Source organism: Granulicella mallensis (assembly GCF_014203225.1).
Classification (GTDB): Bacteria; Acidobacteriota; Terriglobia; order Terriglobales; family Acidobacteriaceae; genus Granulicella; species Granulicella mallensis_A.
Genome location: NZ_JACHIO010000033.1, coordinates 1 through 22,531 on the forward strand (window position 1 = coordinate 1; position 22,531 = coordinate 22,531).

General features: G+C 58.5%; 22 protein-coding genes. 11 read left to right on the forward strand and 11 right to left on the reverse strand.

Annotated features, from left to right (window positions below; translation table 11 throughout):
- Window positions 1-239: 239 nt before the first annotated feature.
- Window positions 240-1,463: a hypothetical protein gene (locus HDF15_RS24370; protein WP_184260683.1), complete on the reverse strand. Its 1,224-nt coding sequence runs from the start codon at window positions 1,461-1,463 to the stop codon at window positions 240-242.
- 138 nt (window positions 1,464-1,601) lie between these two features.
- Between HDF15_RS24370 and HDF15_RS24375 the strand changes: the two genes are divergently transcribed.
- The 3 genes from HDF15_RS24375 (at window position 1,602) to HDF15_RS24385 (ending at window position 4,017) form a co-directional block, all read left to right on the forward strand.
- Complete coding sequence (locus HDF15_RS24375; protein ID WP_184260685.1) at window positions 1,602-1,874, forward strand: hypothetical protein; 273 nt, start codon at window positions 1,602-1,604, stop codon at window positions 1,872-1,874.
- A gap of 251 nt (window positions 1,875-2,125) precedes the next feature.
- Window positions 2,126-3,517 (forward strand): carboxypeptidase-like regulatory domain-containing protein, encoded by a 1,392-nt coding sequence (locus HDF15_RS24380; RefSeq protein WP_184260689.1) that lies wholly within the window; start codon window positions 2,126-2,128, stop codon window positions 3,515-3,517.
- Window positions 3,514-4,017, forward strand: a complete 504-nt coding sequence (locus HDF15_RS24385) for a DUF4149 domain-containing protein (protein ID WP_184260692.1) — start codon at window positions 3,514-3,516, stop codon at window positions 4,015-4,017. Before HDF15_RS24380 ends, HDF15_RS24385 begins: the two co-directional genes overlap by 4 nt.
- 246 nt (window positions 4,018-4,263) lie before the next feature.
- Here HDF15_RS24385 and HDF15_RS24390 read toward each other — a convergent pair whose 3' ends face one another.
- The 8 genes from HDF15_RS24390 to HDF15_RS24425 form a co-directional block, all read right to left on the reverse strand.
- Window positions 4,264-5,427: a VWA domain-containing protein gene (locus tag HDF15_RS24390; protein WP_184260695.1), complete on the reverse strand. Its 1,164-nt coding sequence runs from the start codon at window positions 5,425-5,427 to the stop codon at window positions 4,264-4,266.
- Window positions 5,428-5,813: 386 nt separating this feature from the next.
- Window positions 5,814-6,398 carry a hypothetical protein gene (locus tag HDF15_RS24395; protein WP_184260698.1) on the reverse strand — a complete coding sequence of 195 codons (585 nt, stop codon included), beginning with the start codon at window positions 6,396-6,398 and terminating at the stop codon, window positions 5,814-5,816.
- A gap of 86 nt (window positions 6,399-6,484) precedes the next feature.
- A complete protein-coding gene (locus HDF15_RS24400; protein WP_184260701.1) occupies window positions 6,485-7,156 on the reverse strand; it encodes a hypothetical protein in 672 nt (223 codons plus the stop codon).
- A 37-nt stretch (window positions 7,157-7,193) separates the two neighbouring features.
- The gene (locus HDF15_RS24405) at window positions 7,194-7,835 is read right to left on the reverse strand and encodes a hypothetical protein (protein WP_184260704.1); all 642 of its coding nucleotides are present in this window, start codon (window positions 7,833-7,835) and stop codon (window positions 7,194-7,196) included.
- A 38-nt stretch (window positions 7,836-7,873) separates the two neighbouring features.
- On the reverse strand, window positions 7,874-8,293 hold the full coding sequence (locus tag HDF15_RS24410) for a hypothetical protein (protein ID WP_184260707.1): 420 nt from the start codon (window positions 8,291-8,293) through the stop codon (window positions 7,874-7,876).
- Window positions 8,294-8,599: 306 nt separating this feature from the next.
- Complete coding sequence (locus HDF15_RS24415) at window positions 8,600-9,217, reverse strand: hypothetical protein (protein WP_184260710.1); 618 nt, start codon at window positions 9,215-9,217, stop codon at window positions 8,600-8,602.
- On the reverse strand, window positions 9,217-10,023 hold the full coding sequence (locus HDF15_RS24420) for a LysM domain-containing protein (protein WP_184260713.1): 807 nt from the start codon (window positions 10,021-10,023) through the stop codon (window positions 9,217-9,219). The genes HDF15_RS24415 and HDF15_RS24420 overlap by 1 nt, the downstream gene beginning before the upstream one ends.
- A 3-nt stretch (window positions 10,024-10,026) precedes the next feature.
- On the reverse strand, window positions 10,027-10,440 hold the full coding sequence (locus HDF15_RS24425; RefSeq protein WP_184260716.1) for a hypothetical protein: 414 nt from the start codon (window positions 10,438-10,440) through the stop codon (window positions 10,027-10,029).
- A 411-nt stretch (window positions 10,441-10,851) separates the two neighbouring features.
- Here HDF15_RS24425 and HDF15_RS24430 point away from each other — a divergent pair, with 411 nt between their 5' ends.
- From HDF15_RS24430 to HDF15_RS24460, 7 genes are all read left to right on the forward strand, one after another.
- The gene (locus HDF15_RS24430) at window positions 10,852-12,093 is read left to right on the forward strand and encodes an ABC transporter permease (protein WP_184260721.1); all 1,242 of its coding nucleotides are present in this window, start codon (window positions 10,852-10,854) and stop codon (window positions 12,091-12,093) included.
- 300 nt (window positions 12,094-12,393) lie between these two features.
- Window positions 12,394-13,083, forward strand: a complete 690-nt coding sequence (locus tag HDF15_RS24435) for an ABC transporter ATP-binding protein (protein ID WP_184260724.1) — start codon at window positions 12,394-12,396, stop codon at window positions 13,081-13,083.
- A 235-nt stretch (window positions 13,084-13,318) separates the two neighbouring features.
- Entirely contained in the window at window positions 13,319-14,125 is an 807-nt protein-coding gene (locus HDF15_RS24440; RefSeq protein ID WP_184260727.1) for a hypothetical protein, read from the forward strand.
- Between the two features lie 294 nt (window positions 14,126-14,419).
- Window positions 14,420-15,646 carry an RHS repeat-associated core domain-containing protein gene (locus HDF15_RS24445; protein WP_184260730.1) on the forward strand — a complete coding sequence of 409 codons (1,227 nt, stop codon included), beginning with the start codon at window positions 14,420-14,422 and terminating at the stop codon, window positions 15,644-15,646.
- 37 nt (window positions 15,647-15,683) lie between these two features.
- Window positions 15,684-16,322: a hypothetical protein gene (locus tag HDF15_RS24450; protein ID WP_184260733.1), complete on the forward strand. Its 639-nt coding sequence runs from the start codon at window positions 15,684-15,686 to the stop codon at window positions 16,320-16,322.
- A 364-nt stretch (window positions 16,323-16,686) separates the two neighbouring features.
- On the forward strand, window positions 16,687-19,164 hold the full coding sequence (locus HDF15_RS24455; RefSeq protein ID WP_184260736.1) for an ATP-dependent Clp protease ATP-binding subunit: 2,478 nt from the start codon (window positions 16,687-16,689) through the stop codon (window positions 19,162-19,164).
- A gap of 78 nt (window positions 19,165-19,242) precedes the next feature.
- A complete protein-coding gene (locus HDF15_RS24460; protein ID WP_184260739.1) occupies window positions 19,243-19,761 on the forward strand; it encodes a cupin domain-containing protein in 519 nt (172 codons plus the stop codon).
- A gap of 78 nt (window positions 19,762-19,839) precedes the next feature.
- On the opposite strand, the gene HDF15_RS24465 is transcribed toward HDF15_RS24460, so the two are convergent.
- Together HDF15_RS24465 and HDF15_RS24470 are read right to left on the reverse strand one after the other, a co-directional pair.
- Window positions 19,840-20,136 carry a YtxH domain-containing protein gene (locus HDF15_RS24465; RefSeq protein WP_014266378.1) on the reverse strand — a complete coding sequence of 99 codons (297 nt, stop codon included), beginning with the start codon at window positions 20,134-20,136 and terminating at the stop codon, window positions 19,840-19,842.
- 98 nt (window positions 20,137-20,234) lie between these two features.
- Window positions 20,235-20,912, reverse strand: a complete 678-nt coding sequence (locus HDF15_RS24470; RefSeq protein ID WP_260331331.1) for a uracil-DNA glycosylase — start codon at window positions 20,910-20,912, stop codon at window positions 20,235-20,237.
- A 260-nt stretch (window positions 20,913-21,172) separates the two neighbouring features.
- Here HDF15_RS24470 and HDF15_RS24475 point away from each other — a divergent pair, with 260 nt between their 5' ends.
- Window positions 21,173-22,462 carry a hypothetical protein gene (locus HDF15_RS24475; protein ID WP_184260742.1) on the forward strand — a complete coding sequence of 430 codons (1,290 nt, stop codon included), beginning with the start codon at window positions 21,173-21,175 and terminating at the stop codon, window positions 22,460-22,462.
- Window positions 22,463-22,531: the final 69 nt, after the last annotated feature.

Here is a 22,531-nt window from a genome sequence, read left to right on the forward strand (position 1 = left end):
TCCTCCGGATGGATTATCTGTGCCTCGAGCACGTACCAGGAAGGTACGCCGCTCTTCATACCATCTGAGCGGTACGCGAAGGACCCCCGCATTCTTGCCACCACAGACGCACGCCCCTACCAACAACGTGCGGGTACGATTTCGTAGACTTCCTCTGTGCCTTGGTGCAGCCACCAATGCGGGGGTCCTTCGCCTACGGCTCAGGATGACGACGAAAAACAAGCAACGGCGAAAAACTCTTACTTCCCCGTAAACGGCGTCTTCTGATACTTTCTCGCCGCCTCGGCCTGCGACTGGTCCCCACCCGACGCCGCAGCCATCTGGTACATCCGTACCGCCTGCGCGCGGTCATTCAACAGGTCATACATCTCGCCCGCATTCAACTGTGCGCGCTTGCGCAGCCAGTCGCTGCAATTGGTCTGCATAGCGGCCTGCATATACCCTTCCGCCGCTGCGTGAATGTCGTTGTATCCCCGCTGCGTATCGGCCAGGCCAAACCACGCCATCTGCAGGCGCGGGTCAACGAAGTACCCAGGCTTCTGTGCCAGCTCCAGCACATGCTTGTACGCTTCGATGGCCTGCAACCCCTGCCCCGAATCCTTCAACAGGTTCGCCACCTCAAGCTGAAACAGATAGTCGTGCGGATACTGTTCCGCCAGTCCGCGCTGCGTCTGCAACGCCTCGGCATAGCGACCATCGTGCCGTAGAAACAGCGACAGCGTCGTGCGCGACTCGATGCCTGTAATCACGCCATGCGCCGCAGCGTCGCGCAGCATGTCGAGACCCTTCTCCTTCGATCCGCCCACGCCCATGATGCCCACCATGAGGCGCACAAAGCGCGGCAGGCTCGCCACCGCAAACTGCTGAATGCCGATCGCCATCTTCGCGTCCGCGTACTGCGGATCGATCTTCAGCGCGGCCTCGCTGTCGTTGCGCGCCTCGTACCCCTGCTTCGCCGCGGAGGCAAACGAGTGGTCCACCAGCGTAATAAATGCCGAGTGCATGCCATGCGCATAGCCCCGCGCAAAGTAGGCGTTCTTGTCGTTCGGATTGTTCTTGATCCGCGCGTCGCACATCGCGATGACCTTGTCGGTCAGCGAGTTGATCTGGTCGCGCGTCGCCTGCGGAACCTCCACCTCGCGCTTGGTCGAAAGAAAGCTGTCATGCGCGTAGTAGGTCGTATCGAGCAAGTCCTGGTGGTAGAGCTCGCGGAAGATCGTCGCCATCAGCACGTAGTTCCAGGACATCGGCTCCTGGGGATGCTGTTGCGTGGCCTGGTTGAAGTACTTCAGCGCGCCATCGTAGTCGAGGTTGTAGAAGCGCTCATACCCCTGCCGCACGATGGGGTCGAGGTTCAGGGGGTCAGTATGCGCCGCAGCCTGCGCCCTGCAGTTCGCAGCCATCCCACCCAGGGCCATGACCGCCATAAGGACTGCCAGCACCACGCGTCGACTTCGACTCACCAGTAGAAACCTCCTGCCGCTCCGCCCGGTTTCAGGCGAAAGGGCAACCGCAGATACACTATACCTTCGACGCAAGAAAATCGGCGCCGGCTTTCTCCCGCCGCCACTCCAGGTCTGCGCCGAACCGAGGCCGCTGCTATGAACACCCAGATCATCCTCTCCGTCACGCTCCTCTCCATCGGCTGCTTCGCCTACATCTTCTGGCCCCAGCAAAGGCTGGCAGCGGTCGTCGAAAAGACGCGACTCGACTACCTGCGCGAGCGCAAAGAGGTCGTCTATGACAACCTGCGCGACCTGAACTTCGAATACCGCGCAGGAAAGTATCCGGAAGACGACTACGCCAGGCAGCGCGCCTCTCTGGAAGCGGAAGCTGCATTGATCTTGGGCGAAATGGATTCCCTCGGCGGCTAGGCTTTCCACTGCACTATTGACCGTTGCTTGTTTTTCGTCGTCATTCTGAGCCGCAGGCGAAGAATCCCCGCATTTGTAGAGCCTCAGACCTCAAGGGCAAACAAACAACCTCAGATTCGCGTGTGCCCCGGACGCTCGTTCCACCGCTAAATGCGGAGGTTCTTCGCCTACGGCTCAGAATGACGGCGAAAAACGAAACGCGCCCTCTCTATCCTCTACACTCCACCCTCTACACTCTGTATCCTTGACCTGTGCCCGCATTCAGAACTCTCTTCCGCAGCCTGACCGTCCTCGCACTCACCCTGCCCGTCGCCGCCTTCGCAGCCGACTCCATCACCGGCACCGTGACGAACCGCACGAACAACCGGCCCGCCGCCGGAGACGATGTGGTGCTCATCCGTCTGCAGCAGGGCATGCAGGAGTCCACGCGCACCAAGACCGACGCGCACGGCCACTTCAAGCTCGATGTTCCGGATACAGGCATTCACCTCGTCCGCGTAACGCACGACAAGGCCAACTACTTCCGCCCCGCGCCTCCGGGAACCGACTCCGTCGATCTCGACGTCTACAACGCCGCCCCCAAGGTAAAGGGCGTGAGCAGCGAAGCAGACGTCATGCGCATCCAGACCGACGGCAGCGGCAACGGTCTGCACGTCGTCGAAAACTTCTTCGTCAAGAACGAGTCGACACCACCCATGACCCAGTTCTCCAACGAGCCGTTCGATTTCTGGCTCCCCGAGGGCGCCATCGTCGAAGGCTCCGCCGCGCTCGCGCCGGGCGGCATGCCGGTGCAGGCCGCGCCCGTGCCGCTTGCCGAGAAGAACCACTACACCTTCCTCTTCCCCATTCGCCCCGGCGAGACGCGCTTCCAGGTCACCTACCGGCTTCCCTACTCGGGCAAGTTCAACTTCGCGCCGCATCCTTCGATGACCACCGACACCATCGCCATCATGCTGCCCAAGAGCATGACGTTTGTGCAGGCGCCGAACACTCCCTACACCTCGGTCAGCGATGAAGTGAACGCGCAGACCTTCGTCGCGCGCAACGTCTCCCCCGAACAGCCCATGGGCTTCACGCTCTCCGGCAGCGGCCAGCTTCCGCGCGACACAGGCGCACCCGATCAGGGCGGCGGCGCACAGGCCCAGGGCCAACCCCAGGCACAGGGCGCCGACTCCGGCCAGCCCATCCCAGAGACCGAAAACAAGATGCCCGGCCGTGGCCTGCAGAATCCGCTGGACCCCGAAGGCACCCGCGACCCGTGGGCGAAGTACAAGTGGTGGATCCTCGGCGGCCTCGCCGTGCTGTTGACTGCCGCCGCAGGCCTGCTGCTGCGCAAGCCTTCCGGCGCCCCCAGCATCGGAGGCGCACCTCAGCCGCAGCCCTTCACACGGGTCCTGAGCGAAAACGACATGCAGACCCTCCTCTCCCCGGAGCCCCATACCAGCAGCAACAACGTACTGGCGTGGGAGAAGACGGTGATGACCGTGCTCAAAGAAGAGCTCTTCACCCTGGAAACCGAACATCTTCAAAACCGCATCTCAGAGAACGAGTACCAGGAGCTCAAAGCCGCACTGGAGTTGATTCTGCGCCGCGCTCTGAAACGCGCACAGGCAACCTCAGCAGGGACATCCGTTTCACTATGACCACTCTTCTTCGCATCCTTCGTTCCTTCGCCGCTACAACCTGGGTCGGTGGTCTTATCTTCTTCGGCTTCGTCACCAAGGTGGCGTTCAGTTCCCTGCCCAACGCGCACGAGGCCGGCATCATCGTCCGCGGCACATTGAGCGAACTGCACCATATCGGCCTGATCGCGGGCCTTCTGTACCTGCTGCTGACGCTGACCCTGCTGGCAACGCAACGCGACAGCCACCCGGCCCGCGCCGCCGAGCTGGTGCTGGTCATCGTCATGCTCGTCATCACGCTCTACTCGCAGTTCTCGATCCTGCCGCGCATGGAGAACGACCGCCTCTCCGTCGGCGGAGACATCGCCACCGCCTCGCAGGATCTACCTGCCGTACATCACTTCGAGCGCCTCCACGGGCTCTCCGTCAAGATGGAAGGCGCAGTCCTGATCGAAGGCCTTCTTCTCCTGGTCCTCGCCCCCATCCACGGCCGCGAAGACTTCGACCGCTTCGTCAGCTAACACCAAACCCCAAGTAGGGTCCATCCCCAATCGGGTGCCCCATCCTCGACGCGCGCCTTTTGCGCGGCAGGGTGGGGTATCGTTTGCGGTAGCAAACGACCGCACTCTCTAATACAGGCACCATCTCCGCTACGAGCCAAAAGCGGTCGTGCTTTCGCACGATACCCCACCCTGCCGCGCAAAAAACGCGCGTCGAGGATGGGGCACCCGACTTGTGGCACGCCACTACAAGAGAGCTGTAGCCCCTTACTCCACCGGCAGCTTCGCCCGATACCCATCCCGCGCAATAATCGAATACTTCAGCGGCTTCCCCTTCTCATCCTGCATCTTCAGCGGCTTCCCCTCGTTATCCACGAGATAGATCTTCACCTTCCGAAAGGTGCCGTCATTCTTGTTGTTCGTCGGCTTGTAGGTCAGCACGTACTGCGTGCGGATCGACTCGTTGATCTGCGAGAAGATATCCGGCAGCTCGCCCTGGAACAGGGGCTGATAACTCGCGCCTCCGGTCATCTGTGCGAAGGTGCGCATCTGGTTGTCAGCCTGCAGATAATTCATGCGCGTCGACCCGCTCATTCCCCCGCGAGCATCGCTCAACTCCCGCGCCAGTCCCCCGGTGCTGATCGTGTAGATCGTTACATTTGGAGTCGCCTTGATCTTCGCCATCATCTGGTCGAGCGTCAGGCGCGACATCGTATCGCGGCCATTGGAGATCAGGATGACGTACTTGCGGCCCTCCACACGGCTCAACCGGTCGAGCGTCTCATAGAGCGCGTCGAACTCGTTGGTCTCCCGAAAGCCCGGCATCGTAAGGCTCTGCAGCGCCTGGCGAATCGTGTCCTTGTTGTTTGTGAAATCGGTCAACACATGCATGCGCATGTCGTAGGTCTCGACCGCCACATAGTCGTCCGGCTGCAGCGAGTGGAAGAAGCTGGCCGAGGCATTCTGCATGTCCTGGATAAACGCATACGAGTTCGACGCGAACTCCAGCAGCATGACCGCCGTAATGGGCGTCCGCGCCGTGCGAATGGTCTGCACGTCCTGCTCGACTCCATCCTCAACCACCAGGAAATTATCCGCCTTCAATCCCGGAACGAACGCATGTGTCCTGTCCAACAGCACACTGACATCAAGGTTCACAATGGGCACATCCACCCGCATCGAGAAGACCTCTTCGCCGGGATTCTTGACCTTCTCTTCAGCGGGCGCCGGAGGAGGCGGGGTCTCCTCTTTTTTCTTCGGCAACACAATGGAGCCGTTATCCATGACGGGGCCGCTGTCATCGGTCTGAGGGACCGTGGGAACTGGAGCCGGGGAAGTCGGGGCCGGAGGAGCGGGCTTTGTCGACTGCCCGTAGGCAGGCAGCACCGCCACCATCATTGCCAATCCAAGAACGAGTCTCTTTCGCATCATGAACACCTGTCCTGCCGGGTCCGAGTCTCTGACGTAGGGATTTACAAGAGAGTTTAGACCCAACGAGGGCAGTTCTTCCAGAGGAAGAGAGCTTCAAAAGAACGATTCATGGAGAGGCATTAAGAAACTTGCATCCATCAGTTGTAGTTCTTAGAGCGCACACGTGATACCACGCCCTGGCAATTTAGGAATCGCACAGCCGTCAGATCAGGCACCAAACCAAGCCCCAAAGGGGCGACGCCATCACAGCCCAGGGCGAAGCCCTGGGTCAAGGACCCTATAGCCTGCAGAGCGCTGTAGGCGCGACCTATCGATACCACCTCTCCCCTGCATGTCCTGTATGGATGTGGAAAGCTAGCGCTGAAGGCAAAAGATAAATGAAATGATTAATGAACAGGCACAGGCGCAGGCAAGAGCTGTAGGTTGTAGTCGAAACTGCAGGACGCGACCTTCCGATGACGTGGATCAAGACTGACTCCGATGAGGATTTGTGCGTGACCGCATTGGAGATCTGAGGTGATGATCCCGGTGTTCTCTTCCAGCAGATGCCGAATCCGAGCGGGCGAATCCCGGACGGCATAGGGAGTAAACTTCCAGCCAGCAGCTTCCAACCGCCTGGCGAGGCGGGTTGCTGTCGCGAGCGCCAACTCTTCTGTCATGTCTCCAAAGCTGTCGATGATTAGCCTTGTCGCAACGTCATTTGGCTTGGACGCGGCGAGGAGAACAAATGCCGCGTGTTTGTGGGGAACCGGCAGACTAAAGGAGCATCCTGGCTCACCACCCGCGAGTGTAAAAGATGTCTCAACATCCCACAGGGTCCCGGTGGGACTGTCATCAAAGACGAGATGTGTGATCTTTACACCAGGCGATACAGCCTGCACGTCAGCCACCGGCTGCTCGGTGGACAGATGCAGCATCGGAGGAGCCGTCTGGGCTTTGACGCGCGTGATCGGCAAAGCGATCACGCTCAAGCAACTTACAGCGAGGACAGTAAAAAACGGGACAGAAGACGCGACCATTTGAGCCTCATAAACATTGCTGCAGAACAATGCAATACCTAATGAACCGCAGATGATTTAGACGGCAGATCAGGCGGACGAGGAGCCAACAGCAACTCGGGCTTTGGCTGCATATCGTAGATGAACCGCCAGGTCGCGTTCTTTGAATGACGCGGATCGCTGCTGATTGAGACGAGTATCTCGGCATGACCGCAACGGAGATCTACGATCTCTGCCTCGAAGTCCCTTTGCAGCAGGCGCAGAGCTCGGGCAGGCGAGTTTCGGTCGACATTGGGGGCAGGCTTCCAACCCACGCTCTCCAATCGACGGTCGATCCGGATTGCAGCGGAGAGAGCCTGAGCTGCCGACATGTTATTGGATCTTGCGATTTCAAGCCTTGTTACAACATTATTTGCCGTAGGTGGCGTGACGAGAACAACGTCCTCTATGGACATGTGGGCAATAGGCAGGGTGAAAGAGCATCCTGCCTCGCCACCGGCAATCGTCAGAGGCGTCTCAGCCGACCACATGGTAATGGTGGGACTACCGTTGTAGATCTGAGTGATCTTTACCCCCGGCGACGCCGCCTGCACCGTGTCCAGTGGCTGCGCGGTAGGCAGATGCAGTACGGGAGGTGCCGTCTGGGCGCTGACGCGCGTGATAGGCAGAGCGATCAGGCTTAAACAACTTGCAGCGAGGGCATAAAAAGACAGGGAAGAAAACGCGGCCATCGGAGCCCCTAAACCTTGTAGTTGCGCGATGCAATGCCTAATGAACGGTAGACGGTTGAGATAGCGGATTGGGCCGAGGCTGCAGATCGTAACCAAAGCTCCAGGTTACGTTCTTTGGATGACGCGGATCGCTGCTGGCTGAGATGAATATCTGAGAGTGGCCGCAACGGAGATCCCTGATGGAAACGCTGAAGTCCCTTCGCAGCAGACGCTGAGCCTGGGCGGCCGAAGGTTTTGTGTAGGGGTTCGGTACCCAGCCGTGCGCTTGCAGTTTGGCAGCCAACTGGTAAGCAGCAGCCAGAGCCTGCGCTGCGGACATATTTCCGAAACGAGCAATGTCTAACGTTGTCACAACGCCGTTCGCTTCAGGCGGCGTGCTGAGAACAACATCCTCCGCTGACATATGGGGAACAAGCAGACTGAAGGAGCATTCGCTCTCACCACCAGCAATCGTCAGAGGAGTCTCAGCCGACCACATAGTAATAGTGGGACTGCCGTTGTAGATCTGCGTGATCTTTACCCCCGGCGATGCCGCCTGCACCTTGTCTAGTGGCTGCAAGGAGGACAGATGCAGCACGGGAAGAGCCGTCTGGGCGTTGGCGCGCGTGATCGGCAAAGCCATCAGGCTTAAACAACTTGCGGCGAGGATATAGAAAAACGGAAAAGAAGAAGCGGCCATCTGAGCCTCATAAACCTTGCTATTGCGCAATACGATGCCTAATGAGCCACAGAGGGTGTAGACAGAAGATCAGGCTGCGACGGTAGACCGTAGGTGAAGCTCCAGGTCGCACTTTTGGGATGCCGAGGATCACTGTCGGCTGAGATCAATATCTGGGAGTGGCCGCAACGGAGATCGCTGATGGCAACGCCGAAATCCCTTTGTAGCAGGTGCTTGGCCTTAATAGGCGAAGGCTGGATGTAGGGGTTGGATGTCCAGCCGTGAGATTGTAGTTTCGCAGCAAACTGGTAAGCAGCAGCCAGGGCCTGCGCTGCGGACATACCTCCAAAGCTGTCGACCTGGACTTTATCCACAACGTCGTTGTGCCGGCCTGTCAAGGTGGCCGCCCCTGTTCGTACCGTTGAAAGATCGAGGTTGAAAGAGCATGCCCCTTCGCTTCCTGCCAAAAGTACAGGCATCGTAACCTCCCAGTAGAACAGCCCCGCGTTCCCACCGTACGTGGGCACGATGTGAACGCTAGGGGAAATGGACTGGATTGTTGCTTCAGCCTGCGGCAGATTTAATCGCAGCACCGGCGCCGTAGCTTTCTGTTGACCAGGAAGCCTCCATGCGATCAACAACGCAAGAACGAGGGGAACAATCTTGCAAAGTTGGATTCTCATTTCGTTTTAGCCTTTGCGTTGGCTTCATTCGAGCACCGCCATTCCGACCCACAGGCAATATGGAACTTATGCGTATTCCGTCCATAAAAGACAAATGAATGCTTAAGGAATAGGCGGAGGCACGGGCTGTAAGTTGTAGTCGAAACTGCATGACACAATCTTTCGATGACGCGGATCAAGACTAACGCTGATGAAGATTTGTGCATGGCCGCATTGGAGATTTGAGGTGATGATACCGGAGTTCTCTTGCAGCAGGTGCCTAATCCGGGCAGACGAAAGCCGGACGGCATTGGGGGTAAACTTCCACCCCGCAGCTTCCAACTGTCTGTCAATGCGGGTTGCCGTGGCAAGCGCCAACTCTTCTGACATGTCTCCAAAGCTGTCAATTACTAGCCTTGTTGCCATGTCGTTTGGCTTGGACGCGGAGAGGCGAACAAGCGCCGCATGTTGGTGAGGAACCGGCAGATTAAAGGAGCATCCGGACTCACCACCCGCAAGCGTAAAAGGTGTCTCAACATCCCATAGAGTGCTAGTGGCACTGTCGTCGAAGACGAGATGCGTGATCCTTACACCAGGCGATGCGGCCTGCACATCAGCCACCGGCTGCTCAGTAGACAAGTGCAGTACGGGAGGAGCCGTCTGAGCATAGATCGTTGTCGTGCGTAGAGCTATCAGACTCAGGCCACTTACGGCGAGGACACAGAAGAGAAGCCGCGTCACTATTTACCTTTCCTTACCGTAGCCAAGGCTGCTGCCTTAGCTGCATCCTCTGCCTGCGCACCACCCTGAAACACCCACATACAATATAGAAGCTTCTTTGTGTATCCATCCACATCGTTGTTGTTATAGGTGGCCGCAGCCCGTGCCTCATCAACACGACCGACGAAGCCAAGAAAAAAGTACTCGGTCATATGACGGAAGCTCAACTCCGCACCAAGCTTCAGAGCGGAGGGATTGAGTTTCGGGTTGGCATTGCGCAACTCGTCGACTGTAGTGTGATCGCGGGCAGCTATCCGGTCCAAACTATCTCCTTTTCGCACCTTATCGGAGAAGGTCTGGCCATTATCTACAGGCAACCAAGGCCCATTAAGTCTGCAAGCGCGCAGCAGCAGGTAACCGATCCCCGCGCGGATATTAAAAGCCGGGATCGTGCGGACATTGGCGGAAGTAAGTTGAAGCGCGCCGCCTTTGTAGAAGGCGGGAGGCAAAAGAAGACGATTCAGAGGCTTCGTTTTCAGTAGCTCCGCCAGCCCTGCATCCCCTGCGTTGCCGATCTGCATGGGGCGGGTGCGCCACTCTGGCACGTTCGCCCCGGTCTCCGTCCAGCACATGGCTTTAACCAAAAGAGGATCGAGCGGGACAAACCCCTGCTGCTTGGCGAGATACTCGTTGTAGGTCCTCGTAATAACCGCAATGTCGTTATCGTAGACGCTCCAGTCCGGATCCAGGGGGGTGTGCGGAATGCCGCGCAGCCATGCCTCAGTAAGGCCGGAGGTGTCGGGTCTGGACGGAGTGGGAGTAGCCACAGATCAGTTTCCCATGGAGATATTGACGAATTGCTTATCGTCCAGCGCTGGCTGCAGGCTCAGGTTCAGGGTGTGGTTGGAGCCGCCTCCGCTGGTGCTGGCAAAGTTGCTGATCCAGCCGCGAAAGGTATACGTGCAGATGGCATCCGTCTGGCTCTCGTCCGTCCAAAAGGTGATCTTGATGTCTTTGATCGCGTCCTTGGTCACATTGCTGGCGAGCGTAAAGAGCTTCTGCAAGGTGGCGTAGGGCAGGTTGTCTGCGTCGTGCATATCGATGGTCACATCGATCGTGCACATGAGAGAGCCCATCTGGGGAACACCGTTAAAACTATGGTGAGAGGCGACGCCAAAGTGGGTGCTGAGGGCGTTAAAGCTGTTGTCATCCACCGAAACGGTGGCGTTAGAAGGACGGGCCATAAGAACGCTTGCTCCTGACGCAATTATGCCAGAGCCCCTCGCCAAGGCACGGCCCCTCCCGCTTCCTATGGCACAACCCACAAACAGCTTGCCCCTGTTCTGAACTGCGTCCCCTATGGGTGATGGAGCGAAGCAACGGCCTTCCCTCCTTTATCAAATTTTTATCGATTCTTTAAACACAATGGGCCGCTGGGGGGTGCCAGCGGACCCATTGTTTTCAAATGGCGCCTCCTATCAAGGGATGCAACCGGTGGGGGGTCGTCCCGACCAGAGGCGCGTGGAAATTATCTCATAATCGTGTTTCACTTGGATATCGGACAAAAAAAATAACACTCAGTTCCGGTCCACCTTTCCACACCCCTCACATCCTTCCACATCAAACGAAAGAACTTGCTCTACGATAGCGACTGAGTGCGCTTCGAACTTTTCATCGCCGCCCGGTATCTCCGTGCCCGCCGCCGTCAGGCTGTCGTGGGCTTTATCACCGTCATCTCCATCATCGGAGTCGCGGCCGGAGTCGCCTCCCTGATCGTCGCCCTGGCCATCACCAACGGCATGCGCCGCGACCTGCAGGAGCGGCTCGTCGGGTCCACGGCCCATGTCATGCTGATGCGCACCGCAGGGGATGGCATACACAACTGGCGTCCCCTGATGGAAAAACTGGCCCAGATGCCGCATGTCCAGGCCGTTGCCCCCGGACTCTTCGGCCAGGTGCTCATCTCGCGCGGCGCCCACTCCGGCGGTGCGCTCATCAAGGGCATCATCCCCGCTGACGAGCTTAAGGTTGGAGATCTGCTGCAGTCCATCAAGCAGGGCTCCGCCGACGAACTCGAACCGACCGCGACCGCCGGCAACGAGCTGGCACCGCCCATCGTCATCGGCAACGACCTCGCGGAGACGCTCGGCGCGACCGTCGGCGACGCCCTGCTCGTTACCAGTCCGCAGGGCGAGCTCACCCCGCTTGGCCTCGTTCCCCGCTACCAGCGCTTCCGTGTGGTGGGAATCTTCGCTTCGGGCTTCTACCAGTACGACTCCAGCTATGCCTTCATGCGGCTGTCGGATTCGCAGCGGCTCTTCTCCGAGCCCGACCTCATCAGCGCCATGAGCTTCCGCATCGACGACCTCTATCGCGCGCAGGAGGTCGGCCAGACACTCGAACAGGCCGCCGGACCGGGCTTCCAGGTCACCAACTGGATGGAGCAGAACCGCGAGCTCTTCCGCGCGCTCAAGCTGGAACAGGTCGTCACCTTCATCGTGCTGGCCCTGATCGTGGTCGTAGCCGCGCTCAACATCCTCATCGCGCTCACCATGATGGTGATGGAGAAGACCCGCGACATCGCCGTCATGATGAGCTTCGGCGTAAGCGCCGATCAGATACGGCGCGTCTTCCTGTTCCAGGGCCTGCTGATCTCTTCGCTGGGCACGGTGCTGGGCATCGTACTGGGCTACGCCGCCAGCGTGGCCGGCTCGCACTACAGCTTCATCCACCTGGACCCCGGCGTCTACTCCATCGACCACCTGCCCTTCGCACCGCGCATCGTCGATGCGCTGATCGTGGCGGCGGTCTCGTTGAGCATGAGCCTGCTGGCCACGCTGTACCCGTCCTCCTCCGCGGCACGCATCCTCCCGGCGGAAGCGCTGCGCTACGAGTAGAGCAGTCTGCGAATTGAGCATTTGTTTTAGGGCATGTCGTCCCATTGCGCGGAGCGCGTTCCGCGACGCTTCAGCGTCGCGGAGACGGAGGGAGCCGTAGCCTTTAGGCTACGGAATAAAGGACAAGCAAGAATTGGGCTTTAGCCCCGGGCCTTTTGTTCGCAGCTGGAAGAAAAACAGGCAACGGCAAAAACGCACTCACAGCCGCCCTTTCGGAACGATGCCTTCTAAAATAGGCATCATGTCTATCCGGCTCCACGACAACCCCTCTGCACTCGAAAACCCAGTCTGGAGCCCCCGTTGACCTCACCCGTTCTCCGCGCCCTCGCACTCGAAAAAACCTACGCTCCCCTCTCCACCGGGGCGACCGGTCTGCAACTCTTCCGCGACCTCTCGCTGGAGGTCGCCGCCGGAGAGATGGTCGCCATCGTCGGCGAAAGCGGCGCGGGCAAGAGCTCTCTGCTGCACCTGCTGGCAGCGCTCGATAAACCCACCTCCGGCCAGGTCTGGTGCGGCAACGTCGAGGTTACGGGGCTAAACGCCAAAGAAGCCGCAGGCTTTCGCAACCGCGACATCGGCTACGTCTGGCAGTTTCACTATCTGTTGCCGGAGTTCACCGCGCTGGAGAACGTCGCCATGCCCCTGCTGGCCCGCGCAACCCCGCACAAGCAGGCTATGACACAGGCTGCGCTCTGGCTGGACCGCGTGGGTCTGGGCGGACGTGGCCATCACCGCTCGGGAGAACTCTCCGGCGGCGAACAGCAGCGCGTATCGATCGCCCGCGCCCTGGTGACGCAACCGAAACTATTGCTGGCCGACGAGCCCACCGGCGATCTCGACAACGCCACAGCCCAGCGCGTCTTCGACCTCTTGATGGGCCTGCATCGGGAACACTCGCTGGCCAGCGTCCTGGTAACGCACAACCTAGACTTCGCCTCGCACTGCGACCGCGTGCTGCGGCTCCGCGAGGGGCGGCTAGTGCAGGGATAGGGCCTAGGGCTCAGAATACAAAATCTTCTGGGTCTTGAACCCTGGGCCTTGAACTTTACACGTCAGGCTTCTGGAGAGTATTGTTTTTCGCAACGCAATCAGACTTTATAAGGAATCCTAGGTAAGTCTATGCTCACTAGCCGAGTTGGAGCCGTGTCACGTCGCCTGAGAATCATCGCTATCTCTTTCCTTTCATCGCTGGCAGTCAGTTCTATATATGCCCAAAGCCCATCCAATGAATCGGGCACAGCACCACAAGCCGGTGCGCGCCGCAGAGTGGGCAGCCATGAAGTCCAGTGGCAGTGCGGGACTGCAAAGGCCGGGAGTAGCCTCATCGCGAGACAGTTACGATGCACAGGGACGGTTGGTGAAGGTGCTGGAGCCGGATCAGGACGGTCAGCCGAAACTCGAGACCGACTACACCTACGATGACCTTGGCAACATTGTGACGATCATGCAACGAGGGAAGCCAGGAGATACGCCACGCATCCGAAGGTTTACCTACGACCAACACTCTAATCTGCTTTCGGCCATCAGTCCTGAAGGTGGCACGATTACGTACAAGTACGACAGCCATGGCTATCTGGTATCGACAAGTGATTCTCGTGGCATCACAACAAACTACACCCGAGACGCCTCAGGGCGGCTAGCCGGCATGCAATACTCCGATGGCACGCCAAGTGTCGTCTACGTGTACGCTAACGACAGTTCGAATCAGCTTATCAGCTCCTATCTGGACGCCCCCGAGGGCCATAAGGCCGAACGCGATTATCACTACAACGCTGGCGGCAATCCGGACTTGATAACTCAGAAGGGCAAGGAGAATTACACGATCGGCCTGGGATACGATGCGGCTGGGCATATCAATCAAATCACCTATCCGGATGGACGTGTGGTTCGCCAGGTCTGGAATCAAACAGGAACACTCAGTTCGCTTCTCGCCCAGGACGGATCGGCTTACTTTACCCAGCCTGGCTATACATCCTCGGGCGCCCTGCAGTCCGTACTCCTCGGCAATGGAGTAACCGTTCAGAGCAGCTAAGATTCCAAAGGCCGCCTGAGCTCGCTCACGGCTGCTCAGGGAAATCAACGGATACTGAATAAAGGATATGCCTACTCAGATTTCGGCAGCATCTCCAGCATCACGGATGCACTTGATCCCGATAGCAGCCTGAACTTCCAATATGACAACCTGCATCGCCTTTCGAGCGCCAGGCAAGCGGGAAAAGGTTTAGCGCAGAGCTTTGAATACGATGCTTTCGGCAACCTGAAACAGGAAGGAAGTTTCCCATCTCTTCAGCCATACAATGCCGGCAACCAGGCAGAGTCCGCAGGTGTGACCTATGACTCTGCTGGAGAAGTGACATCTGACGGGGTACATCGTTATCGGTACGACGCTGCTGGGAATATCGTCGATGTAGATGATGGAGCGATCCAGTACATGTACTCCGCGGAAGGCCATCGAGTACAGAAGCAAGTACACGGTGCTGTGACGGAAGAAGTGTGGCTGGGCGACGACCTTTTGGCGGAGAGAAGTCCAGATGGCAGCTGGGTGGATTACCTCTACGCCAATGGACAGCGAATCGCGAAGGTGCAGGGAACGGAGGTCAGCTACTACGTAGCTGATCCCCTGGGGATGACGCGGGTAGAACTCTCGAACAAAGGCGCTGTGCTGGCACATGCAGAACTGGCTCCCTTTGGGCAGGTGCTGGCGCGAGACTCTCAAGCAACAGGACAAGCAGTCCCGTTTACCAGCGGCGAGGAGCACGATACGGAGACCGGGTTGGACAGCTACCAGTTCCGTAGCTATAACCCCACCCTGGGGCGGTGGATGTCACCTGATCCTTCCGGGGAACACTATGCGAATCTGCGAAACCCTCAGAGCCTCAATCTTTACTCCTACGTCCTCAACGATCCGCTCAAATATATCGACGTGACAGGACTGGATGTCTGCGCCGATGGCACAGTAGCGGATGTATGCGTCACTCCCGGCAACTGTGATGACGACAATACAGTGGGTTGCTGGGGATCAAGCGAGCCCACCGCCTGCAGCCCTCCTATCTCTTGCGTTGCACCGCCTCCTCCTCCTCCTTCTGCTGAAGAAATTGCAGCAGGACACGCGGAGGCCAACATGCAAAAATACGCCAACCTTCATGCCCAATTACTGCCGGGAGACAGTGCCGCAAATATGCGGATAACGGTAAGTTGCGACTCAGGAAACCATAATTGCACCTATACCCTGACAGGGGCCACCCAAAACCATAGCTATTACATCTATGAGCATCAAACCATGCAGGGAATAACCGGGACTACGTCTGTTGGCCCCTACGACTATCAATCTGGTGATCCAACAGCAAATCGATTCGACGACACTCTTGGCGCCGCCGCAGGATTTGTATTGGATAGCTACAGGTTCTTTACGATTTCAACAAGCTCAACGTTCGACGCATCCAACCAGACGCCAATCATGATCAACGAACTAGGCGGAACATCAGGATTCGAGCATATCTATTGCACGGGCGGGCCTGTCTATATTAATGGCTCGTCGTCCAACCTTCATTGAAGGTATTGGTCATCTTGAGCGGAAGCCGGGGGGCCTCATGTTGCGAAAAAAAACGATCTTATTGCGAGCGACTGCGACAGTGGCAGGTCTTGCGTTTGTCCTGCTGCTGATCGGCATTGCAGAATCTTACTACGAGCGCTTTCAAGCACAGAGATTGATTAGTGTGCTTTCCAATATTCAAGTCGGGATTACCTCTGAATCTCAGACGAAAGAGCTTACAAAGCAATTTTCTCGCTATCACGTCCACTTTGACCAGAATCAAGTGAGAACTGACTCTGATCAGTATGGTTTTACCAATCCCGCATTTCAGCGGCTTCATCTTGCCCCAGTAACTGATATATGGATAACGATCGACTATAGAGAGGGCATGGCGGTCGGTAAAACATTCGAGTCTTTCACGGCTCCACGCCATGGGATCAGCGTAGTAGAAGTAGTGAAACACGGCGACGCTTTCCTCAGAAAAGTGGCACCTCCCGGTCGCATTGTGACCGTTTCCGGTTATGAAACATCCCCACGCTTCATACTGTGGATCGAAGACGATGCGTCTGTTCCATTGTCCCAGCGCCAGAAGGACTGGCAGATTGATCTGTCGTGCATGACCGAGATCGGGGGCTGCCAAGATCCCAACAAGCTTGTACGCTATGCCAGTAAAGAGGCGGCAAGTCATCGAAACTGATACTCGCTACCCAGAGGTTCCCTCCCCTTTTTCATTCATGATCATGTCCTCTATCCTGCGTGAAAAAGAGGAAAGAATGACAGATGGAACCCTCGTTGCCCCGAGCCCAAAACCCTCATTTGCGACCATTTTCCCACAGCCACGTCTAATCTTTGTCTCCGAATCTTCGCCGGGGCTTCGTTTTCACGGTCCGGCGCGGATACACTAGGAGGCAACTCGCTGGCGGCCATAACGGCAGTCAGTCCTCTCCGCCGCAAAAAATCGCGGTGGTGGCCACGGTAATCGTCATTCGCAGACCGCGTCCTTGTTTCTGGTCCTGGTAGTTTCAGCTCCATACGCGGGGGCGGCGGTTCGAAGGGGGAGCATGTTCGAACGCTACACAGAAAAGGCGCGGCGCGTTATCTTCTTCGCGCGCTACGAAGCGAGCCAGTTCGGCTCGCCCTACATTGAAACCGAACATCTCTTGCTGGGCTTGCTGCGCGAAGACAAGGCGCTCACCAATCGCTTTCTGCGCTCGCACGCCTCAGTAGAATCCATTCGCAAACAGATTGAGCAGCACACCACCGTACGCGAGAAGGTCAGCACGTCCGTCGACCTGCCTCTCTCCAACGAGTGCAAGCGCGTGCTTGCCTACGCGGCCGAGGAGGCCGAGCGTCTTTCGCACAAGCACATCGGCACAGAGCATCTTCTGCTGGGCTTGCTGCGTGAAGAAAAGTGTTTTGCAGCAGAGATCCTCACCGAACGCGGCCTGCGCCTCCCCACCATTCGCGAGGAGTTGCAGCGCACCACGCAGGAGAAGCCCGCACAGCAAAGCGGCGGCTCCAAGCAGCGCGGCGGTCAACAGGAGCAGTCTCTGCTCGCCGAGTTCTCACGCGACCTGACCCAGGCCGCAGCCGATCAGCAGCTCGATCCGCTGGTGGGCCGCGACTTTGAAGTCGAGCGCGTGATCCAGATCCTCTGCCGCCGGACCAAAAACAACCCGGTCCTCATCGGCGAGCCTGGTGTCGGCAAGACCGCTATCGTCGAGGGCCTCGCGCAGAAGATCGCCGACGGCGAAGTTCCCAGCTTCCTCGCCGACAAGCGCGTCCTCTCGCTTGATCTATCGTTGATCGTCGCGGGCACCAAGTACCGCGGCCAGTTCGAAGAGCGCCTGAAGACCATCATGAAAGAGCTGATGGAGAATCAAAACTCCATCGTCTTCATCGATGAGCTGCACACGCTCGTCGGCGCTGGCTCGGCCGAGGGTTCGCTCGACGCGGCAAACATCCTCAAGCCCGCGCTCAGCCGTGGCGAGATCCAGTGCATCGGAGCCACCACCCCGGCGGAGTATCGCAAGTCCATCGAAAAAGACCGCTCGCTCGAACGCCGGTTCCAGGCCGTCAAGGTCCCGCCGCCGAACGAGGAAGACGCGATCAAGATCATCATGGGCATCCGCGAGAAGTACGAGAAGTTCCACGCCGTCAGCTACACCGACGACGCGATCACCTTCTCCGTCTCGCACTCCAACCGCTACATCCCCGACCGGTTCCTCCCGGACAAGGCGATCGATCTCATCGACGAAGCCGGTGCCCGCGTGAAGCTGCGCCAGACCACGCTTCCCGAAGAGCTCACCGAGGTCCAGAAGCGCATCAAGTTCATCGTGCACCGCATGGAGAACGCCATCGCGAACCACGAGTTCGAGAAGGCACGCTTCTACTCCGACGAGGAGCGCAAGGAGCGCGAGAACCTTCGCGTCCTGCGCGACAAGTACCACCTCGACGAGAACTCCGCGGGCATCGTCACCCGCGAGGACATCGAAGACGTTGTCTCGCGCTGGACGGGTGTTCCGATCACCTCGATCAAGGAAGAAGAGACCCAGAAGCTGCTCCGCGTGGAAGAAGAGCTGCACAAGCGCGTCATCGCCCAGGACAAGGCCATCAGCGCCCTGGCCCGTGCGATCCGCCGCTCTCGTGCCGGGCTCAAGAATCCCGCACGCCCCATCGGCTCGTTCCTGTTCCTCGGACCGACCGGCGTCGGCAAGACCGAAGTCGCGCGCACCCTGGCACAGTTCCTCTTCGGTTCGGAGAAGTCGCTCATCCGCTTCGATATGTCGGAGTTCATGGAGAAGCACTCGGTCTCCAAGCTCATCGGCTCGCCTCCGGGCTACGTCGGATACGAGGAGGGCGGCCAGCTCACCGAGCGGGTCAAGCGCTCCCCTTACTCCGTCGTGCTGCTGGACGAGGTCGAAAAGGCTCATCCGGACGTCTTCAACCTGCTTCTGCAGGTCTTTGAAGACGGCCAGCTGACCGACGGCCTGGGCAACACGGTCGACTTCAAGAACACGATCATCGTGATGACCTCGAACATCGGGGCCAAGCACCTCATGAAGCGCGAGGGCCTGGGCTTCCAGTCGAGCAAGGACGAGATTGTGCTCGAGAAGATGCAGGAGATGGTCATGAGCGAGGTGAAGAGAACCTTCAACCCCGAGTTCCTGAATCGTCTCGATGAGGTCATCGTCTTTACGTCGCTGTCCGACTCCGACCTCATGCAGATCCTGGAGCTGCTGGTGCAGAGCCTCAACACCAACCTGGTACACAAGGCCATCACCATCTCGGTACAGGACGACGCCAAGCGCTGGATCCTGGACAAGACGCTGGTCGACCGCAGCTACGGAGCACGTCCGCTGCGCCGGGCACTGCAACGCTACATCGAGGACCCTCTCTCCGAGGCGCTGATCGCCGGCCTGATCGCCGAACGGCCAGCCTTCCTGGAGGTCTACCTCGAGAACAACCAGCTTCACTATCGTCCAGTCGCTGCCGACGGCGAAGAGAAGTCGGCCGGAATGGCTCTCACCACCGTCTAATCGCAATCATTTCTTGAAAACAATACGCTCCTGCCTGACAGCAGGAGCGTATTGTTTTACAGGAGGTGATTTACCAAGATGGATCGACGTGAATTTACGGCACTTCTCCCCACTTTGCTCGCAGTTGGGGCCCTGCTCCCCGAAGCGGCCACCGCTCAAACCACCGGCACCATGGACCACCCGGTCATGGGCACTCCCACCCCCGGCACCATCAACGGCAACAAGCCCAAGGGAGTTCTGCCGGAGCTCATCTCCGGCGTCTACACCCCCGGCAAATCCTACGGCTCACAACCCAAGCGCACCTCCCAGCGATACCTCGCCGGAATGCTCAAAGCGGGCAACATCCAGATCGAGATGCACGAGACCCACCAGGAGGTTGGCGCTCTGCACGAGCCCACCGACAAGCATCTGCATAACGAGATATGGCTGGTCAGAGAAGGTGTCTGCGAACTCACCACCAACGGCGTCACACGCCGCATGGAAGCAGGCGACATCGGCCTCTGCTGCGCAGGCGATCTGCACTACGTGCGCAACGCCGGCGACACTCCCTGCACCTATTTCGTGGTCACGATCGGCCCACCCGAACAATACAGTTAGAACAACTAAAAGCCCCATCTCACCATGCGTAGAACGCGTAGTGAGATGGGGCTTCTTGATTTAATCCATAGACCTGCTTCAGACCAGCTTCTGAACCGACTTCGCGGCCTTGGACGCAGCCCCGCTGGCTGCATCTAGCGCATCGTCAAACTGATCTTTGCTGCGCTCAATCAGCTTCTGCGCCTCGCGGCTCAGATACTCGGCCTGATCCCTGAGGTAATCGCCGGCCTCTTCCAACGCCTCACCGGCGTCTTCAATCCCGCGTTTCAGCTTCTTGCGTGTCTGCGCTCCCGACTGCGGAGCGTAGAGCAGCGCGGCAACACCCCCAGCCAGGGCTCCGAATCCTAGCGCGATCCAAAATTCCTTATTACGCATGGCATACCTCCGTTTGGTCTAACTCACTAACTCAGCAGGTGAGATTCAAGCCTGTCGCAACAGGTTGGTCACTCCCGTTATTTTCTGAAAACACCGGCTCAAACGAGACCGGCAATCTCCATCGCTTTCACAAAGACCCGTGCAAACATCACCCGGTCCAACCGCCCGGTGTTCGTGTTCCGCAGGGACGGATGATAGCTGCCCAGAAGCGTAACTCCGTGGGGCAAAAGATACTCCGCCCCATGCCCGAAGACATAGGCTGACCTGCGTTCGATCACGCCACCGGCCACCAGATGAGCTAAATACCCATCCCAGGCGATCTTCCCGAGGCACACCACCACGCGCACTCCCGGCAGGGCTTCGATCTCAGCCGTCAGATGTCCGGAGCAGTTCCGTATCTCTTCCGGCTTCGGCTTATCGCCCGGCGGAGCGCACCGAACGACAGAGCTGATCCACAGATTGCGAAGCTTCAGGCCATCTTCACGAGAGACAGCCTTTGGCTTGGTCGCCAAACCCAGCTCATGGAGCACCGGGTACATGAAGTCGCCGGAGCCATCCCCCGTAAACGGTCTTCCGGTTCGATTGGCCCCGTGCGCTCCCGGCGCCAGACCCATGACATGAATCCTGGCCTTCGGGTCGCCAAAGCCGGGAACGGGCCGCGCCCAATAGACCTCATCCCGATAGGCTTTGCGCCGTGTTTCGCCGATGCCGCGGCAGTATTCACGCAGGCGCGTACAGCGTTCACAGGTGGTGATTGCTTCGTGTAACTCCTGCAATACCAGCAATTTCTTCGAAGAGCGTGTACTCTTCCCTTGATTGATTTTTGACTGTTTGTCCAAAAGCTTCACGTTGGCCGATGATAGAGCAGTTCGCCTCCTGGTGCACTCCGAAGTGCATCGGAGAGAATAGCTCTACGTCAGGATTTCCATTTGCATCCAACCATCAGATCCTGATGGCGCCTCTTCCATAGAGTCACCATCATGCATTTGCTCGTACAGCGGGGCCGGGCAAAACCGGTCCAAGAGAGATTTGCTCCATGAAGTTTGAAATGCCTAACTCCGGCAGCCCCCGTTCCTCCTGGTTCGGACGCTGGAGCACTTCAGGCTGGATGACCCCCAGTTTGATCGCTACGGTTTGCCTGATCCTCGCACTCGGCTCCTACGAACACTCCCAGGGCAATCTGCATCGTCTGCGAGCAACGTCCACGAATCACGTTCAACCGCAAGGGCCGGGCGGTCAGGATCCAATCCGCATCTCGCGATCCCTCCGCGCAAATGGCGATGGGCCTGAGTTCGTCTCTGCCACGCTGTTGCCGGGTCGTGGCTTCAACCTTTGGCAGCTCACCGCTTCCCTCCCGGGCCGGGGTGAGGTTTCCCTGCTGGTCTCTCCGCCTGTATCCCAGGCCGCGCAGATCCTCTCCGGGCTGGACAACGATGACAATGGCAGCGCCTCGACCAACTACGGTGGCGCCTTCCTCGCCCCCTGGGCAGCGCAACTGACCGGCTTTCCGGCGCCGGGAAGCGGCGTCCTGCAAACTCTCTGGGAAGGGCAGCGGCTCACCTTCCCTGCCAGTATTCCTGGTAGCCCTATTTCGACAGAAGGCCTTCTGCTGGCACGCGGTGCCGATGCCGTAAAGACGTCTTCCCTGCCGGACGGCCAATCGGCGGAGGCAACCTTCAGTGCCAGTTCGTTTTCCGGCAACTGGCCCTCCAATACCGATGTCACCATCCTCGTCGAACTTTCAGGCCACTCCCTCGATCTCACAATGACGGCGCACAATACCGGCGATACCTCTGAGCCGATGGGACTCGGATGGCATCCTTACTTCGCCATCCCCAGCGGAAACCGGGCCCAGGCCATGCTCGTCATCCCCTCTCTCAACCTTGTAGAGGCCGGCGATCGCTCCACAGGCGTATCCAGCGGACGCATTATTCCGACCCAGGGCACGTCCTACGACTTCCTCCACGCCAGCGGAACTCCGTTGGGCCACATCTCGCTGGACGAAACCTACGTCAATCTTCACGGCAGCCTCATCTCCGATGGCCCGATTGCGGAACTGCGGGACCCGGCGGCTGACTACGGCCTGCGCGTCATTCCACTGACCCCTAACATTACAAACCTGCGCGTCATCGCCCCCGAAGACAAACCCTGGGTTTCGATCGGCCCCAACACAAATCTCAGCAACCCGTTCGGCAGCGAATGGGGACATACGGATATGAGCAAATCGGGCATCGCTATCCTGAAACCCGGCGAAAGCATGCAGTGGAAGGTACGCATCGAAATCTTTTCCTTGACAGGCCCCTGGCGTCCCTCCCACAACCACTAAGCCCGGCGGCAACGTGCCCGCGTGCACAGCTTGCCGTTTGACCCTACCGCCGCAGCCTCGTATCCTTGT